The organism is Chryseobacterium sp. MEBOG07, from assembly GCF_021869745.1.
In the GTDB taxonomy this organism is placed as follows: Bacteria; Bacteroidota; Bacteroidia; order Flavobacteriales; family Weeksellaceae; genus Chryseobacterium; species Chryseobacterium viscerum.
The window spans coordinates 2439176-2456310 of sequence record NZ_CP084579.1; the positions used below are offsets into that span (position 1 = coordinate 2439176).

The following is a 17135-nucleotide window of genomic DNA, read 5'->3' on the forward strand; positions in this document are numbered from 1 at the left end:
AGATTTGCTGTCATTTTTTTACTAATAGAAGAGCTTTGCTGATCTCTTCTTCATCAATATCTCCAGCTGCTTTTTTATAAAGATCCAATGCCCATGGATAAACAGTTTCTACAATCTGTTTCCCTTTCACAGTTAAAAAGATCTGCTTATTCCTCCGGTCGTTTTTATACGCTATCCGTTCAACCAGATCCCGCTTTACAAGGCTGTTGATAAGATAAGTGATGCTGGATTTGTCTTTACTTACTTTATTCCCTATTTCCTGCTGGTTGATGCCATTATTGCGTGAGAGTAATCCCAGAATCTCAATCAGTTCAAAAGAAAGATCCGGATCATATTCATTAATGGTGGTCTGAATCTTCTGTCGAAGGCGGCTTTTCATTTCACTCATAGCCAGACCTAGCTCCAGAGCCAGTTCCGAAATATTATTCTGTTGTACAGGCATACTTTTACAATATATTAGAGCAGGATAAGATGCATATCGAAAAGATTTTATCGCATAACTTATCCTAACAAATATACGTAAAATTAGTTTTAATTAAAACTAATTAGGTGTAAAATAGTATATGTCAGGTTATAAATGAATTGAAAAATAACCTTACACAAACAAATTTTGCTGTTTGATTACTATAAGATCCGGAAAAGATCACATTGTTATATGCCGCTAGAGACGAGGAGCTCTGGCATCCGATTATTCTGAAAAAGTACCTTAGAAATATCAAATAAAAAAAGCAGAGACTAATTCTCTGCTTTTTCTTTTTTAACGGCTTGATTCATAATAAGGATAATTCCCAATAGGAAACAGGCGATGATCAGATAACGCCAGGAAAGGTCTTTTTGATCAGTTACCGTTCCGCTCACTGAAATGATAAAACTTGTTATTGAAGTAATCACATACACCAATCCACCCATCAGTCCGCCGGCAGTTCCTGCATTTTTAGGAAAGTAAAGCATACTTGTCGTAAAAAATGAGGTAAATAGAATTCCGGAACAGATATGAATGAAAAAGGCAAAAGGAATCATAATGAAAAGACTTTGTGCATAGTAACTGGTGATGATCAAGCCTGCAATCAGGATCAGCTGCAGAAGGATAGGTTGTAAGATTCTTGGTTTAAAATCAAGAGTCAGTTTGCGTTTTCCGATAAATCCGCCGATCATCCAGGAAAAACCTAAAATCAAGGTACAATATCCAATGACTACCGGAGTAAAATGAAAGGTATTTTCTATAATAAAAGGTCCGGTAATATTAAATAACATCACAATAGAGTAGCTTAATCCCAAAATGAAAATTCCAAGCATGAAAATCCTGTTCTTAAGCATCATTTTGTAAAGACTGATATTCTCTGACAGATCCAGTTTCTTTTTCTGAGGAAGACTTTCACCACTGAAGAACCATTCAAACAAGAACAGAAGTCCGGCGTACGCAGCAAGAAAATAAAAATTAGCATGCCAGTTAAAAAGTTTTTCAAGATAACCCCCTAAGAAAGGCGCCAGAATTGGTCCGCACGACCATACAATCGTAAAATAACTCAGATAATGCTTCACTTTCTCCGAATCATAAAGATCTACAAAAATAGCACGGGTTGCCACTACAAGAACGGAAACAGCCGCTCCCTGAAGAATACGAAGCAGACAGATCAGTAAAATACTGTTGGTCATGGTAATTAAAATACTGGTCAGAATCAATAGGAACAACGCTATCAATTTGGGACGATAACGGCCGATACTGTCCAGAATTCCTCCAACAAATAACTGTGAAATTCCGTAACTCAGAAGATATGAAGTTAAAGTGAGCTGGATATCTTTTTCTGAAACCATCATTTCTTTAGCCATAGAAGGGAATGATGGCAAATAAATGTCTGTGACAAACCCGGAAAGCGGGATTGACACGAAAGCCATAATAGTAATTAATCTGATTCTTTTTTCAGATGCATCTTTCAACATATTCAGTCATTTTTTACCATGCAAAAATAGCTCAAGAAATATAAATATGGATTTTAAAAGACAAAGTAAAAATTACAAAAATCAAATATTAAGATAAATTCTTAAATTTTAAGGGTGAAGTCTGGGCATGCTTTTTAAAGAAATTATTAAAATGAGCCGGCTGATCAAAGCCTAAAGTATAGCCTATCTGAGCAATATCCCAATTCGTATACTTCAGCAGGTTTTTAGACTCTTCAAACATCTTTTCCTTAATGATCTGTGTAGTAGTAAGATTGGTGACGGATTTTACGGAAGAATTCAAATGATTGACATGGACATTGAGATGATCGGCAAAGTCGGATGGACTTTTTAACGCAAGTGGATAGGCAGGGGAATCCAAAGGAAACTGTTTATTGAGCAATTCATCAAATAGTTTGTAGAGCCGTACATTCCCGGGAAGCTCATTGGGATTGATATCTTCTAAACGGTTTTCCAGTGCCAGATGCATAACAGATGCCAGATTGCTTTTGATACTGCTGCATCGGAAAGGGTAGGAAGAATTATTCATCCTGTAGATTTGATCAAAATAAAGAGTAGCCAGCTCGGTCTGTTCGTCCGTCAGAAAAACAACTGGCTTGCTCCATTCCTTGAACATTGATGTTTTTTTAAACAGGTTGAATTCTGAATTTCCATTAAAAAATTCCTGATTGAAAAGACAGAAATACCCTTCCTGAAAATCACTCTCACATTCCCAGGAATACGGGATGCTTGGAGATGGGAAAAATAGAGCCGGACGGTCAATATACAACTGATGCGTACCATAATGAATGGTGCCTTTTCCTATGATAAAACTTATTTTATAATAATCACGGCGGTTATAGGGACTCTTGAAGCTGCAATATCTCCGCATCGAAATATTGAAATGGGATTTGCCTGTTTCAAACTCCTCCGAATCAAACATTTTGACCTCGTTTTTACGGATGCGTCTGTAATAGTCTTCTATAGTTTCCAGTTGATCACTCATAGGTAAAAATTATAAAAATCAAAGATAGGTAAACTAATACCTACTTACATTAATTTTAAGTGAAATAATAAAAATGAGAATTATAGCTTGCTTCAATAATATCAGTATTAAAAATCGGCTTACTTATTATAAAATATGCAGACATATCCGTCTAAACTTGAGAAATCTGTAGTTGAAAATCTAATTTTTATTAATCTCCAATTCTAAAATATGTGATGGAAGTTGAAAAGGACCTGCCTTTGAACTGACTGTAGACATAAAACCGGATTCTTTTAAAAACTCCTGAAGTGGATCGTGATCCAGCATATTGATCCAGATAATATCTGTAAAACTCACAGCCGATCTGCATTTTTTCCAAAGCGACTGTCTTACCTCCGCTGAATCAAATTCTGAAGGAATGACAAAGCTGATTTCTGTAGCCCTTTTTCCATCAGGTATTCCGGGATGCAAAGAACCACTTTTTATAATACTGTACCCGATGGGTTTCTGATCAGCATACGTCATAATAAGCTGGTTAGAAAGATTGTTCAGTTCATTGATCATCTTTCTTGGGTCTATTTCATGGTGGATGTATTTTTTAATGTCTTCTTCACTTACAAACTCCTTGTGCAATGTATAAATTGAAGAATCAATAATGGTTATAAGATCAGAAATTCCCTCTTCAGAACCTACCTTAAATTTTGAAATGATATCCATGGGGCTTTTTTTTATTCAAAATTATAAGTTTAATCCTTTCAAAAGGGATACAGTTCGTTAAAATATAACCAGTACAGAAAGGTATTTTTGTAAATTTGTTCAGTACAGTTGTTGTGTTATGATGAAACCTTATAAGTATGAAGTTTTTACGAAAGTAATAGAGGAGCAGATCCGCAACGGAATCCTACAGAAAAATGAAAGACTTCCTTCTGTTCGGGAGATTAAAGAAAAATACAGACTGAGTACAAGCTCAGTACAAAATGGATTTGAATATCTCATGATCAAAGGGTTGATCAGGAGCAATCCTCGGTCCGGTTATTTTGTTGCAGAAACTCAGGAAGAAAATATTCCGGAGGTAAAAACAACGCTGCCTGCGGTTGTAAGGGATGAGGTATTTATGAAAAATATGATGCTGACTTCCAAAAGAACTTCGGAATTCAGTTCTTTTAATACAGCGGTTCCGGGAGATTTGCTCATTCCGCAGAAGCTTATCCTCAGAACCATGCAGGAAGTGATTCGTGAAAAAGGAGCGGCCTTGCTCAGATATTACCCTTCCAATGGGCTGGAAGCATTAAGGAAACATATTGCAAAACAAATGGGAATTTACGGAGGCACCATCAATCCTGATGAAATCATTATTACAGATGGCGCTTTGCAGGCACTCACAATCGCTTTGAAATCGGTCACCAAAGCTGGAGATGTGGTGGCTGTCGACAGTCCGTGTGTATTTTCTGTGCTGGAGGTGATTGCTCATCTGGATCTGAAAGTGATGGAGATTCCCATACATTACAGAAGTGGTTTTGATACGGAATACCTGCGGAAAGTCTGCGAAGAAAATGATATCCGGGCTCTTGTCACGACTCCGAATTTTCATAACCCTACAGGAATGATGATGAGTGATGAAATGAAAAAAGAAATCATTCGTATTGCAGAATTCCATCAGTTATGTATCATTGAGAATGATATGTATTCTGATCTTTATTTTGGGGAACAAAGACCACGCAGTATAAAAAGCTTTGATAAAAATGGGATGGTTATGACCTATTCATCATTTTCAAAACATTAGCGCCTGGAATTCGGTTAGGATGGCTGTATGCAGGACATTTTTATGCAAAATCAGAAAGAGCAAGATTTGCTTTGGGACGATCTGTTTCTCCTATTTATCAAGAACTGGTTCTGAAACTCCTGCAGGGAAGCAGCTATGAAAGGCATCTGCGGTCATTCCGGAAAAAGCTAAACCAGCAGGCTGCTCAGGTATTGGATGCTTTAAGAAATTCTTTTCCTGAAGATTCCTATTTTCACAGACCTCAGGGTGGATACAGTATTTGGGGACAACTTCCAGCAAATATAGATAGGGAAAAATTCTATCAGTATTGTGAGAAGCATCAGATTTTATTTACTCCCGGAGACACCTTTTCTTTTACGGATAAATACCACTTTCATTTCCGGATTGTTTTTGCAGAGCGAATTACTTCTGAAAGCATTGTTTTACTGGAAAATGCGGGACGAAAAGCAAAGGAATTATTGTTATAAACCCATAGGAATACTGAAATTAGTAAGAAGGGGTAAGAAATCAGAAGGATTTTAAATAAGAGATTGATTGAATTTCCTTCAATTATTACAGGTTTTTAATTGATTCTTAATGGGTTAAAATATATTCTGTTTTCAGATTGAAATTGATGCTTAATTTCCTACCATCATTTGATTTTATTTTAAAAATTAATTTGAATTGAAGAAAGACTCAAAAAAATAATCAAAACCACTATTTTTTTTCAACACAATTAGGCTGGAATCACCATAAAACCTATATTTGCAGCCTAAATTTTTAAATAAATGAAAGAACTAATTGAAAAAATTAACGCAGAATTTGAGGCGTTCACAACTGAGGCAAACCAACAAGCGGAAAAAGGAAACAAAGCAGCTGGTACAAGAGCTCGTAAAGCAGCTTTAGAACTAAGCAAATTGTTCAAAGATTTCAGAAAAGTTTCTGTAGAAGAAGCTAAGAAATAATTTACCTTTAGCCGGCTTTTGAAGCCGGTTTTTTTATCCCCTGTCGAATTTGAAATAGGGTAAAATTTTTTAAATTGTACTTTTTAAGACCAGTATCTGGAATAATGTAGCTATAAAAATAGGAGCAACATTACTTTCCGAACAAGAACAGATATTTCTTAAAGGAAAACAAGAATTCGACTTCAGAAAAAATATATAAAGACTATCTTATTGATGGTCTTTTTTTATGGATTATAGTTATTCATTGATTTTTGTTCTTTAATAAAGATGAAAAAGTTAAGAATATCTATGAAAAGGCTCTTTTTTAGGCTCAATCTTTCACCATCTCCCTAATTTCTTTTATCTTTAAACCAATCAATATATATTATGAGGATAAATAGATTTTTTGCAGTGCCTGCCGTAGTGCTGGCTGCTCAGTTTTCCTGGGCTCAGGTAAAGGTTGACCCCAAAGAAAGGTTAAATCCTATCGTAAAAAGTTTTGTAGATGAAGTAAATAATAATTCCCAGTTGGAAAATCTTGCCTACGAGCTGTTGGACGGTATTGGTCCCCGTCTTGTAGGAACTCCTGAAATGCTTGCCGCAAACGAATGGAGTGCAGGTAAGCTTCGTTCATGGGGAGTAGATGCCAATCTTCAGCAATTTGGAACATGGAAGGGATGGCAGAGAGGTACCACTCATGTTGATATGACTTATCCACGGATGAAATCTCTATCTGCAACGCAGCTTGCATGGAGCCCGGCTACTAAAAAAGCGATTGAAGCAGAAGTAATTATTCTTCCTAAAGTATCTTCAAAAGCTGAGTTTGATCAATGGCTTCCTTCTGTAAAAGGAAAAATAGTGCTGATGGCACAATATCAGAAAATCGGACGTTCTGATGAGCAGATCAAAGAATTTGCTACTCCGGAATTGTATGAAAAGCTTAAAGCAGAAAAAGATCAGGCTGCTAAAGATTTTACGGCTTATGTAAAGAACATCGGATACGATAACAATAGCCTTCCAGATGCTCTGGAAAAAGCAGGAGCGGCAGGAATTGCTATTTCAAACTGGACTGGAATCATGGGCGCAAACAGAATATTCGGAGCAAAAACAACCAAAATTCCTATGGTTGATATTGATGTAGAAGATTATGGAATGCTTTACAGAATGGCAGAAAAAGGAGCTCAGCCTAAAATCAAAATTGATGCCCAGTCAAAAATACTTCCTGAAGCCAAAAGTTTTAATACAATCGGGATGATCAAAGGGAAAGAAAAACCTGATGAATATGTCATTCTATCCGCTCACCTGGATTCGTGGGACGGAGCTCAGGGAGCTACAGATAACGGAACCGGTACAATTACCATGCTGGAAACCATGAGGATTCTTAAAAAATATTATCCTAATAATAAGAGAACTATCGTGATCGGACTTTGGGGAAGTGAAGAGCAGGGATTGAATGGTTCCAGAGGCTTTGTTGCAGATAATCCTCAGATTATAAAAGGAGTACAGGCTGCTTTTAATCAGGATAACGGGACCGGACGCGTTGTGAATATCAGCGGTCAGGGATTTGTAAAAGCGTATGATTATGTCGGGAAGTGGCTTGATGGTGTTCCCAAAGCGGTAAAAAGCCATATTAAGACTGATTTCCCAGGAATGCCTGGTGGCGGTGGTTCTGATCACGCTTCATTTGTGGCAGCAGGAGTACCCGGAATTTCTTTAGGTTCCCTGAACTGGGGTTATTTCGGATATACATGGCATACGACAAAAGATACCTATGACAAAATCGTTTTTGATGAGGTGAAAAATAATGTGATTCTAACGGCTGCATTAGCATATATGGCGTCCGAAGATCCAGAATTCAGCAACAGAGAAAAAAGAGTAATGCCTCAGGATGAGAAAGGAGATACGGTAAAATGGCCGGAACTAAAAGAGCCTAGAAGGAGTTCTAAGGATTATAAATAAAATTCTATTCTAAGAGTAGGATTAAAAAAATAAAGAGGCTGCCTTAGAGGGCAGCCTTTTTGTATTCCTGACGAAGCAGTTCTCTTATTTCTTTTACTTTATTTTCTTTCACAATATGAGTTTTACAGATCTTGTTATTCAAATGCATACTGAAGTTCATTTGAGTGCCTTGTGTTTCCCAGGTATGACTGGGAGGAGGCGTGTAATCTGTTAAAATCGGGCAAAAGTTGGCCAGACACAAAATATTTCTTAACAATGATTTTATAAAACCTGGCTGATTTCCATGATCATCAAGGATTTTAAGCTTAAAAATTTTCTTGCCTAAAGTGGTTCCAAAATACCATTCACAAAATGTTCCCGATATAATCACACAAGGAATTGAAAGGATGATACCGAAAAAGACGGGCAGATGAAATATAAATACGAATATCATTAAAAAAGGAATCATATCAATCACCTTGGAAAAAAGGCGTTCCGTTTCATTTCCTTTATGAGTAGGAACATAAGGCAACTCATATTCGAATTCGTTATAGATCCTGTTTCCCGATTCATCAAAATGCCGGGTAGGTCTGTGAATAATTCTCTTTTCTTTAAGCTCAGATATCTTCATTATTGTATACTATCAGAAACAGAGTCTTTTAAATCTGAAAATGTAAGAATGGATGGTTCGTAAAGAGAATTGTTTAGCTTTCCAAAACCATATTTACAGAAAATAAACGGTAATCTATTAGAACCTGCGGAGTCATAATCAGTCTGGGTATCTCCAATATATACAGAATCTTCTGTGGATAATTGGTTTCTTTCCATAAGAAGCTGTATGTTTTCAGATTTCGGCTTTTGGGTTCTTCCGTGAGATTCAAAATCTACAAACAGGTTGTTGAACTGATAATACTCTAAAAATGATTCAATATACCCATCCTGACAATTGCTTACGATAAAAAGTGAATGCGTATTGGCAAGGCTTTTCAACGTTTCTTCTACCCCTTCATATAAAATTCCACCCTGTATGCGAAGGACTTTATTCTCTTCGGCTACAATTTCAGAAAGAAGTTCCTGGGTCTGCAGATCAGAAATGCCGGGAATCATATCTTTCAGAATATCATGAGCCAATAATCCCATGTATTGATCCATATCTTCAGGCTTCAGTTCTCTTTGGATCAACTGATGTCCGGCCAATACCTTATTCCATATTTTGATGATGGTTGCTCTGGGGTCCCATAATGTCCCATCCAGATCAAAAATTAAGTTCTTTGTACTCAAAACAGATATTTTGTGGTTTATACTTTACGATACAGTCATTAAATTACAAAATCATACTCAGCTGTACTCTTTTTCTGGCTTCATCTACTTCTGTTACCTTTACGCGGACATGCTGGTGAAGTTTTACCACTTCATTGACGTCAGAGACAAATCCATCTTTCAGCTGGGAAATATGAACCAGTCCGCTTTCTTTTATTCCAAGATCTACAAAACATCCGAAAGCTGTAATATTATTGACAATTCCCGGAAGAATCATGCCTGTTTTTAGGTCTTTAATGCTTTTAACATTAGGGTCAAATTCAAATACTTTGGCCGCCTTTCTTGGATCCAGACCCGGTTTTTCAAGCTCTTTTAAAATATCTTTAATTCCTAAGATCCCGACTTCACCGGTGATATAGCTTTCCGGTTTTACCAGAGCTATTTTTTCTTTGTTGGCGATCAGTTCATCCGTTTTAATTCCTAAATCTTTGGCTATTTTTTCTACGATTCCATATGCTTCAGGGTGTACAGCAGAATTATCCAACGGATTTTTAGCATTCGTAATTCTTACAAAAGCGGCGGCCTGCTGGAATGCTTTTTCTCCGAGTCTTGGAACTTTTTTAAGCTGTTTTCTGTCTTCAAATGCTCCGTTTTCAGCACGATAATTGACAATATTTTCAGCCATTTTCTCTCCGATTCCTGAAACGTAGCTTAAAAGAGACTTACTTGCAGTATTTAGATTAATTCCCACAGAATTTACGCACTTCATCACTGTAGAATCCAGTTCATTCTTCAGTTGAGTCTGATCTACATCATGCTGATACTGTCCAACACCAATAGATTTCGGATCAATTTTCACCAATTCTGCTAATGGATCAGAAAGTCTTCTTCCGATGGAAACAGCACCACGTACTGTGACATCATAGGTAGGAAACTCATCTCTTGCAATTTTACTTGCAGAATAAACCGAGGCTCCTGCTTCTGAAACGACAAAAACCTGCAAAGGCTTATCAAACGCAATCTTTTTAATGAAAAATTCAGTTTCACGGCTAGCCGTTCCGTTACCAATAGAAATCGCTTCAATATTATAAGCATTGACCATAGAACGGATCTTTTTCATAGCCATTCCGCTTTCATTCTGCGGAGCGTGAGGGTAGAGGGTTTCATTGTGCAATAAGTCTCCTTTTTCATCCAGACATACCACTTTACATCCGCTTCTATATCCGGGATCAATGGCCAGGATTCTTTTCTGTCCTAACGGAGGAGCCAGAAGGAGTTGGCTTAAATTTCCGGAAAATATCTCAATGGCCTTTTGATCTGCTTTTTCTTTGGCTTCCTGTAGTGCTTCGTTCGAAATAGCCGGTTCTAAAAGTCTTTTATAACTGTCTTTTATAGCGAGTGCTATCTGGTCCGAACTTTCATTATTAGATTTGATAATAGCCTTTTCAATAAAATCAATGGCTTCTTCCTTATCTATTCCTACGTTTGTTTTTACAAATCCTTCCGTTTCAGCTCTTAACATGGCGAGAAGTCTGTGAGAAGGTGTTCTCCTAAGGTTTTCTTCCCATTCAAAATATTGGGAGAATTTTTGGGCATCTTCTTCATCTTTTTTAGCTTTTACTACTTTGGATGTAACGACTGCCTTACGCTGAAAGAGTCTGCGGAGATTCTTACGGACATACATATTTTCGTTGATCCATTCTGCCATGATGTCTCTCGCACCCTGAAGCGCTTCTTCCTCGGAGGCTACCTCATTGTTCAGATATTTTGAAGCCAGAAACATAATGTCGTTATTTTTCTGACTCATAATGATCCTGGCTAAAGGTTCCAGTCCTTTTTCTTTAGCAGCATCAGCTTTGGTCTTCTTCCGTTTTTTGAAAGGCAGATATAGATCTTCCAGCTCCTGGATATCAAAGCTGTCTTCAATTCTTTGCTGAAGCTCAGGAGTTAGAGCATTCTGTTCTTCTATAGATTTTAAAATAGATTCTTTTCTCTTGACAATATCTTCAAACTGCTTGCTGATTTTTGAGATCTGTTCGATCTGTACTTCATCAAGATTTCCGGTTTTATCTTTTCGGTAACGGGAAATAAAAGGAATAGTGCAGTCTTCTGCTAATAATTGTAAAGTATTGTTGATGCTCTTTTCAGAAATATTGAGCTGTTTTTGTATAAATTCTACGGTCGTCATTGTTCTGTTTTCGGATAGCTAAAATAGGGTTTTTAAAAAGAAAAAAGGCGAGTTGCCCCGCCTTGAATGTTTTCACAACGGAATAATCCTTATTGTGAATTGCTTTTCAAAATTATTATTACAAATATAGAAGAAAAAATCTTGATCATAATTATGGAAATCCGTAATTAGAATGATTTTTTATTTCTATTTTTATGTAGTATCAAAAATTAGAATGATGGTCAAAAATATACTTGGATTAGACTTGGGAACGAACTCTATTGGGTGGGCTTTAATAGTAGTTGATGAAAATAATACTCCTATCCGAATTATTTCTATGGGTTCTAGAATAATTCCTTTATCAACAAGTGATAAGGAAGAATTTCAAAGAGGTTTGTCAGTTACCAAAAATCAAAGTAGAACGGTAAGCCGTACTCAGAGAAAAGGCTATGATAGAAAACAATTAAAGAAAAGTGATTTAAAGAAAATTCTGAACAAATACAATATTTTCCCAACAGAAGAATTGTTAAAACTTCCAATGCTTGATTTGTGGAAACTAAGAAGTGACTCTGCTAATCCCAATGAAAATATTTCTGCAGAACAATTAGGACGCATTTTCTATATGCTTAATCAGAAAAGAGGGTATAAGTCTGCCAGAAGTGAAGCTAATTCCGATAAAAAAGATACAGATTATGTTCAGACGGTAAAAGGACGTTACGCTCGGTTGAAAGACAGAGAGCAGACTATTGGACAGTATTTTTATGAGGGGCTTTTTACCGCTTTTTCAGACAAAAATAATCAACAGTATTTTAGAATCAAAGAAGAAGTTTATCCAAGAGAAGCTTACATAGAAGAGTTTGATACTATAATTAATGCTCAAAAAGATAAGCATGATTTTCTCACAGATAAAATGGTCCATCAATTAAGAAATGAAATCATTTATTTTCAAAGGAAACTGAAATCTCAAAAAGGATTGGTGAGTATTTGTGAATTTGAAGGTTTTGAGAAAACTGTTTTTGATATGGAAAAAAACAAAAATAAAGTGGTGTTTATTGGGCCGAAAGTAGCTCCTAAAACGTCTCCATTGTTTCAGCTTTGCCGGATCTGGGAAGTTGTCAATACAATTACTTTAAAAATAAAAAATCCAGAAGGAAGCCAATATAAATGGGGTGAAAAGATTCCGGATTTAAAGGAGAAAGAAATTTTAGCAGATTATTTATTTAAAAATGAAAGTTTAAGCTTTAATAAACTTCTCGAAATTTTAGAATTAAAAAAAGAAAATGTATATGTGAATAAACAAATTCTGAAAGGTATTAAAGGAAATGAGACATATGCAATGCTTCATAGTGTTTTAGGCGATAATGAATTTTTGAATTTTGATGTATCTATCATTACTTCAAATCATACTGCGATATTGATGGATAAGAAAACAGGCGAAATTCTTGAAGAAAGAGCTGGTCTTGAACTTGACTCATCTTTGGAAAAAGAGCCGTTATATCAATTATGGCATACCATTTATTCCCTGAAAGATTTAGATGAGTGTAAAAATGCATTAATTAAAAGGTTTGGCTTCGATAAAGACATTGCTGAAAAATTATCTCATATCGATTTTAATAAGCAGGCTTTCGGTAATAAATCGAATAAATCGATGAGAAAAATTCTTCCTTTTCTGATGGAAGGCTATGATTATTCTCAATCCTGCAGTTTGGCAGGTTATAACCATTCTAATTCTTTGACGAAAGATGAAAGAGAACAGCAAATTACCTTAGACCGATTAGAACTTCTTCCTAAAAATAGTTTGAGACAGCCTATTGTCGAGAAAATTCTGAATCAGATGATTAATGTAGTTAATGCAATTCTTGAGCAATACGGAAAACCATCTGAAATTAGAGTTGAACTTGCACGTGAGCTTAAACAAAGTAAAGACGAGCGAAACGAGACTGATTTACAAAATTCTAAAAATAAAAAACTCAACGAAGAAATTGGAAAACGATTATCGGAATTGGGACTTCCTGTAACCAAGCGGTATATTCAAAAATATAAATTCATTTTTCCATCACTTAGTAAAAACCTGAAAGATGCTCACGTCAATAATCAATGTATTTATTGTGGAGAAACTTTCAATTTAACAGAAGCTTTGAGTGGAGATGCTTATGATGTTGACCATATTGTACCGAAAGCTTTATTATTTGATGACTCACAGACCAACAAAGTTTTGGTTCATCGAAAATGTAACTCTACAAAAACTAATCAAACTGCGTATGACTATATTGCTACAAAAGGCGATGAACAGGTTAGGGTATATTCAGAACGGGTGGATGACTGGTTCAAGAGAAGAATTATCTCTTACAGTAAAATGCAAAGGTTGAAAGTTTCACACAAAGAGTACCTGGAAAGGAAAAAACTTGGAAAAGAAACAGAAACGGATAAGAAGCTTTGGGAAAATTTCATCGACAGGCAATTGAGAGATACTCAGTATATTTCTCGTAAATCAAGGGAAATTTTGCAAAAAGTATGCAATAATATAACAACAACAGAAGGTGGAGTGACTGCAAAACTTCGTAATTTATGGGGTTGGGATGATGTTTTAATGAATCTACAAATGCCTAAATACAGAGAACTAGGGCAAACCATCATCAAAGAATGGACAAGCGAACACGGGAAAAGAAAACATCAAAAAGAAGAAATCGAAAACTGGACAAAAAGAGACGATCATCGTCATCATGCCATTGATGCTTTAGTAATTGCCTGTACAAAACAAGGTTTTATTCAACGGATAAATACTTTGAACTCGAGTGAGACAAAAGATTTGATGATAAAAGAAGTTGGGGAAGCTAAAATAGAATTTAACGAAAAGACTACACTTTTAGAAAAATATCTAAAAACTCAGAAGCCTTTTAGTACACAGGAAGTAATGAAAGAAGCTGATAAAGTTTTAATTTCTTTTAAAGCAGGTAAAAAGGTAGCAACGATAACTAAATTTAAAGCAATAGGAAAAAATAAAGAGACAGGTGTAATCGTTCCAAGAGGGGCTTTACACGAACAATCTGTTTATGGTAAGATAAAAGTAATCGAGAATGATAAACCTTTAAAATACCTGTTTGAAAACTCAGATAAAATTGTAAATCCAAAAGTTAGAAATCTTGTTGAAACAAGACTCTCAGAAAATGGAAATAATTTTAAAAAGGCTTTATCAACAGTAAAGAAAAATCTGATCTTTTTCAATAAAGAAAAAAACGAGATCTTAGAAAAAGCATCCTGCTACAATGATGCCACTGTTTTGAAATATAAGTTACAAAATATAAAAGCAAGTCAGGCTGATGATATTGTTGACGAAAGAGTGAAATCTTTAGTAAAAGAAAGGCTTGTTCAATTTGGAAATAAAGAAAAAGAAGCTTTCAAGGATACATTATGGTTTAACGAAGAAAAACAAATCCCGATTATAACTGTTCGTTTGTTTGCACGTCCAGATGCTAACAATTTACAGACAATTAAGAGAGATGAAAATGGTAAAGATATTGGTTTTGTTTTGACAGGAAATAATCATCATATCGCAATTTATGAAGATAAAGACAATAAGCTTGTTCAGCACAGTTGTACATTTTGGCATGCAGTAGAACGAAAAAAATATAATATTCCTGCTGTTATTGGAAATTCATCAGATGTTTGGAATCAATTATTAGACAAAGAACTTTCTGGGTCATTTTTGGATAAATTACCAGCTGATGAACTCAATTTAAAGTTCAGTATGCAGCAAAATGAAATGTTTATTCTGGGTTTATCACAAGAGGAATTTGAGGAAGCAATAACAAATAATGATAAATCTTTATTGAGTAAACATTTGTACTTAGTTTGGAGTATCTCCAATAATGATTATTATTTCAGACATCATTTAGAAACAAAGAATACTGAATTGAAAAATATTTCTACAGCAAAAGATTCGAAAAGATATTTTAGATTTAAAAGTGTTGGTACACTGGTTGGAATTAATCCAATAAAAGTCAGATTGAATCATTTAGGAGAAATTACCAAAATAGGAGAATAATAACTATGATCACTCGTTCCATCTATATCGGCAATCCTGCTTATCTTAAACTTAAAGATGAACAGATGTATATTTTAGAACCTTCCACAAATGAGATGAAGGGTAAAATTGCGGTAGAAGATTTAGGGCTATTGATGTTGGATCATTTCCAGATTACCATCTCACATCAATTGATTCAAAAAATGATGGGAAACAATGTGGTAGTAGTTAGTTGCGATGCGCATCATTTACCACATGGGATTATGCTTCCGTTGTATGGACATACTGAACATTCCGACCGGATTAAAAATCAATTGGAAGCCAGCGAACCTCTCAAAAAACAACTTTGGAAGCAAACGGTTGAGTGTAAAATTGAAAACCAAAAAGAAGTTTTAAAACGTTTGGAAAATTATTATGAACCAATGATTGATTATCAGAATAACGTGAAAAGCGGGGATATTACCAATATGGAAGGCATTGCAGCTCAGCATTATTGGAAGTACCTCATCAGTCTTGATTTTTTGAGACAACGTTTTGGAGATTCACCCAATCAGTTTTTTAATTTCGGGTATTCAGTTCTCAGAAGTATTGTCGCAAGAGCAATTGTTGAGACCGGTTTGCTCCCTGTTCTAGGAATTTTCCATAAAAATAAATACAATCCTTACTGCCTTGCTGATGACCTGATGGAGCCTTATCGTCCTTTTATTGATTTACTAGTAATGCAATGGCTTGCAGCCAATTCAGAAACGGAAGAATTAACTAAAGAATTTAAAGCTTTCATTTTACAGATTGCAACCAAAGATGTAAAAATAGACGATAAAACCAGACCGTTATTGGTTGCAGTAAAAACAACAGCCACGTCACTGTATAAATGTTATACGGGAGAAAAGCGTCTGATCTCTTATCCTGAACTGATATGAATGCCGAAAGGTTTAATGCTTACCGAATTATGTGGGTTTTAGTATTATATGATTTGCCGAGCGAGACTAAAGCCAATATGAAAGACGCTAACCGCTTTCGTAAATCTTTACTTGATGATGGTTTTACATTATTTCAGTTTTCAATGTATGTGAGACATTGTCCAAGCCGGGAAAACGCTGAAGTTCATATTAAAAGAGTGAAATTTATGCTTCCAAAAGCCGGAAAAGTTGCTATTATGTGCATTACTGATAAACAGTTTGGGGATATCGAAATTTTCTTTGCCAGAAATAAAGAAGAACCACCCCCAACCTTTCAGCAGCTTGAATTATTCTAAATTTTAAATCCTAAAAGCAAAAACAATCTGCTGATTTTCAGTAGATTGTTTTTTGAGGCTGTGACTAATCACGAAGATAATAATTTTTGAAAGCAATTCACAACTTATGGCGGCCATAGTTGGGGCCATGGGTGGCTGTGACTAATCACGAAGATAATAATTTTTGAAAGCAATTCACAACGAAGTTTGCTACTACTTCAATAGCGCAAAGGCTGTGACTAATCACGAAGATAATAATTTTTGAAAGCAATTCACAACGCTGGCCGCGTCAACCCTCTTAAGGCTTCGCTGTGACTAATCACGAAGATAATAATTTTTGAAAGCAATTCACAACTGTATGCCATTGGATGCAAAGCGACCGGTAGCTGTGACTAATCACGAAGATAATAATTTTTGAAAGCAATTCACAACTTGCCGGGCACGTACATCCTTAACGGCGTTGCTGTGACTAATCACGAAGATAATAATTTTTGAAAGCAATTCACAACTATTCTTTCGCAACACTACCGTAAGCCCGTGCTGTGACTAATCACGAAGATAATAATTTTTGAAAGCAATTCACAACTGGCTTCGTATTCGTCGGCGTCTACCTTTCGCTGTGACTAATCACGAAGATAATAATTTTTGAAAGCAATTCACAACTAGACGAAGACGGTAACGACATTTGGACCGGCTGTGACTAATCACGAAGATAATAATTTTTGAAAGCAATTCACAACCTGACGATGTAGTTAATATATTTTCGTCTTGCTGTGACTAATCACGAAGATAATAATTTTTGAAAGCAATTCACAACGACTATAACAGTGGGGCGGCAGAAGCCGAGCTGTGACTAATCACGAAGATAATAATTTTTGAAAGC

Annotated in this window: 14 protein-coding genes and 1 CRISPR repeat array (1 of these 15 cut by a window edge); of the genes, 7 read left to right on the plus strand and 7 right to left on the minus strand. The window is 35.7% G+C overall.

Translation table 11 applies throughout. The annotated features are described in order from the left end of the window. Window positions 1–10: 10 nt before the first annotated feature. The 4 genes from LF886_RS11180 to LF886_RS11195 form a co-directional block, all read right to left on the minus strand. Complete coding sequence (locus LF886_RS11180) at window positions 11–442, minus strand: MarR family winged helix-turn-helix transcriptional regulator (protein ID WP_236854162.1); 432 nt, start codon at window positions 440–442, stop codon at window positions 11–13. A 293-nt stretch (window positions 443–735) separates the two neighbouring features. Then, on the minus strand, window positions 736–1941 hold the full coding sequence (locus LF886_RS11185) for an MFS transporter (protein ID WP_236854163.1): 1206 nt from the start codon (window positions 1939–1941) through the stop codon (window positions 736–738). A gap of 88 nt (window positions 1942–2029) precedes the next feature. Beyond that, window positions 2030–2944, minus strand: a complete 915-nt coding sequence (locus LF886_RS11190; protein WP_109738533.1) for a helix-turn-helix domain-containing protein — start codon at window positions 2942–2944, stop codon at window positions 2030–2032. 180 nt (window positions 2945–3124) lie between these two features. Continuing rightward, window positions 3125–3640 carry a hypothetical protein gene (locus LF886_RS11195; RefSeq protein WP_236854164.1) on the minus strand — a complete coding sequence of 172 codons (516 nt, stop codon included), beginning with the start codon at window positions 3638–3640 and terminating at the stop codon, window positions 3125–3127. Window positions 3641–3758: 118 nt separating this feature from the next. Here LF886_RS11195 and LF886_RS11200 point away from each other — a divergent pair, with 118 nt between their 5' ends. The 4 genes from LF886_RS11200 to LF886_RS11210 all read left to right on the plus strand — a co-directional run bounded on the left by LF886_RS11200 (window position 3759) and on the right by LF886_RS11210 (window position 7588). Continuing rightward, window positions 3759–4706, plus strand: a complete 948-nt coding sequence (locus LF886_RS11200; RefSeq protein WP_262913058.1) for a PLP-dependent aminotransferase family protein — start codon at window positions 3759–3761, stop codon at window positions 4704–4706. A 23-nt stretch (window positions 4707–4729) separates the two neighbouring features. Continuing rightward, window positions 4730–5173, plus strand: coding sequence for a hypothetical protein (locus LF886_RS23925; RefSeq protein ID WP_262913063.1), 444 nt, complete (start codon window positions 4730–4732; stop codon window positions 5171–5173). Between the two features lie 300 nt (window positions 5174–5473). Then, window positions 5474–5650, plus strand: coding sequence for a histone H1 (locus LF886_RS11205; RefSeq protein WP_047377485.1), 177 nt, complete (start codon window positions 5474–5476; stop codon window positions 5648–5650). Between the two features lie 366 nt (window positions 5651–6016). Further along, a complete protein-coding gene (locus tag LF886_RS11210) occupies window positions 6017–7588 on the plus strand; it encodes a M20/M25/M40 family metallo-hydrolase (protein ID WP_236854165.1) in 1572 nt (523 codons plus the stop codon). 43 nt (window positions 7589–7631) lie between these two features. On the opposite strand, the gene LF886_RS11215 is transcribed toward LF886_RS11210, so the two are convergent. Genes LF886_RS11215 through LF886_RS11225 form a run of 3 tightly spaced genes read right to left on the minus strand, consistent with a single transcriptional unit; the run spans window position 7632 to window position 11015 of the window. Continuing rightward, on the minus strand, window positions 7632–8198 hold the full coding sequence (locus LF886_RS11215; protein ID WP_236854166.1) for an RDD family protein: 567 nt from the start codon (window positions 8196–8198) through the stop codon (window positions 7632–7634). Continuing rightward, complete coding sequence (locus tag LF886_RS11220; RefSeq protein WP_236854167.1) at window positions 8198–8848, minus strand: HAD family hydrolase; 651 nt, start codon at window positions 8846–8848, stop codon at window positions 8198–8200. Before LF886_RS11220 ends, LF886_RS11215 begins: the two co-directional genes overlap by 1 nt. Window positions 8849–8891: 43 nt before the next feature. After that, on the minus strand, window positions 8892–11015 hold the full coding sequence (locus LF886_RS11225; protein WP_236854168.1) for a Tex family protein: 2124 nt from the start codon (window positions 11013–11015) through the stop codon (window positions 8892–8894). 214 nt (window positions 11016–11229) lie between these two features. On the opposite strand from LF886_RS11225, the gene cas9 reads away from it, so the two are divergent. The 3 genes from cas9 to cas2 are packed head-to-tail and all read left to right on the plus strand — an operon-like array spanning window position 11230 to window position 16273. Next, complete coding sequence (gene cas9, locus LF886_RS11230; protein WP_236854169.1) at window positions 11230–15039, plus strand: type II CRISPR RNA-guided endonuclease Cas9; 3810 nt, start codon at window positions 11230–11232, stop codon at window positions 15037–15039. A gap of 5 nt (window positions 15040–15044) precedes the next feature. After that, the gene (cas1, locus tag LF886_RS11235; protein WP_236854170.1) at window positions 15045–15938 is read left to right on the plus strand and encodes a type II CRISPR-associated endonuclease Cas1; all 894 of its coding nucleotides are present in this window, start codon (window positions 15045–15047) and stop codon (window positions 15936–15938) included. Continuing rightward, the gene (cas2, locus tag LF886_RS11240) at window positions 15935–16273 is read left to right on the plus strand and encodes a CRISPR-associated endonuclease Cas2 (protein ID WP_236854171.1); all 339 of its coding nucleotides are present in this window, start codon (window positions 15935–15937) and stop codon (window positions 16271–16273) included. The genes cas1 and cas2 overlap by 4 nt, the downstream gene beginning before the upstream one ends. A gap of 57 nt (window positions 16274–16330) precedes the next feature. Further along, window positions 16331–17135: direct repeats of the CRISPR family, unit length 47 nt; unit sequence GCTGTGACTAATCACGAAGATAATAATTTTTGAAAGCAATTCACAAC; it runs 394 nt beyond the window's last position.

Bases quoted from the DNA above. Each gene is read 5' to 3' on its own strand.
- LF886_RS11205 (WP_047377485.1), top strand. From the start codon at position 5,474: ATGAAAGAACTAATTGAAAAAATTAACGCAGAATTTGAGGCGTTCACA.
- LF886_RS11180 (WP_236854162.1), bottom strand. From the start codon at position 442: ATGCCTGTACAACAGAATAATATTTCGGAACTGGCTCTGGAGCTAGGT.
- cas9 (WP_236854169.1), top strand. From the start codon at position 11,230: ATGATGGTCAAAAATATACTTGGATTAGACTTGGGAACGAACTCTATT.
- cas2 (WP_236854171.1), top strand. From the start codon at position 15,935: ATGAATGCCGAAAGGTTTAATGCTTACCGAATTATGTGGGTTTTAGTA.
- LF886_RS11215 (WP_236854166.1), bottom strand. From the start codon at position 8,198: ATGAAGATATCTGAGCTTAAAGAAAAGAGAATTATTCACAGACCTACC.
- LF886_RS11225 (WP_236854168.1), bottom strand. From the start codon at position 11,015: ATGACGACCGTAGAATTTATACAAAAACAGCTCAATATTTCTGAAAAG.
- cas1 (WP_236854170.1), top strand. From the start codon at position 15,045: ATGATCACTCGTTCCATCTATATCGGCAATCCTGCTTATCTTAAACTT.
- LF886_RS11185 (WP_236854163.1), bottom strand. From the start codon at position 1,941: ATGTTGAAAGATGCATCTGAAAAAAGAATCAGATTAATTACTATTATG.
- LF886_RS11195 (WP_236854164.1), bottom strand. From the start codon at position 3,640: ATGGATATCATTTCAAAATTTAAGGTAGGTTCTGAAGAGGGAATTTCT.
- LF886_RS11200 (WP_262913058.1), top strand. From the start codon at position 3,759: ATGATGAAACCTTATAAGTATGAAGTTTTTACGAAAGTAATAGAGGAG.
- LF886_RS11210 (WP_236854165.1), top strand. From the start codon at position 6,017: ATGAGGATAAATAGATTTTTTGCAGTGCCTGCCGTAGTGCTGGCTGCT.
- LF886_RS11190 (WP_109738533.1), bottom strand. From the start codon at position 2,944: ATGAGTGATCAACTGGAAACTATAGAAGACTATTACAGACGCATCCGT.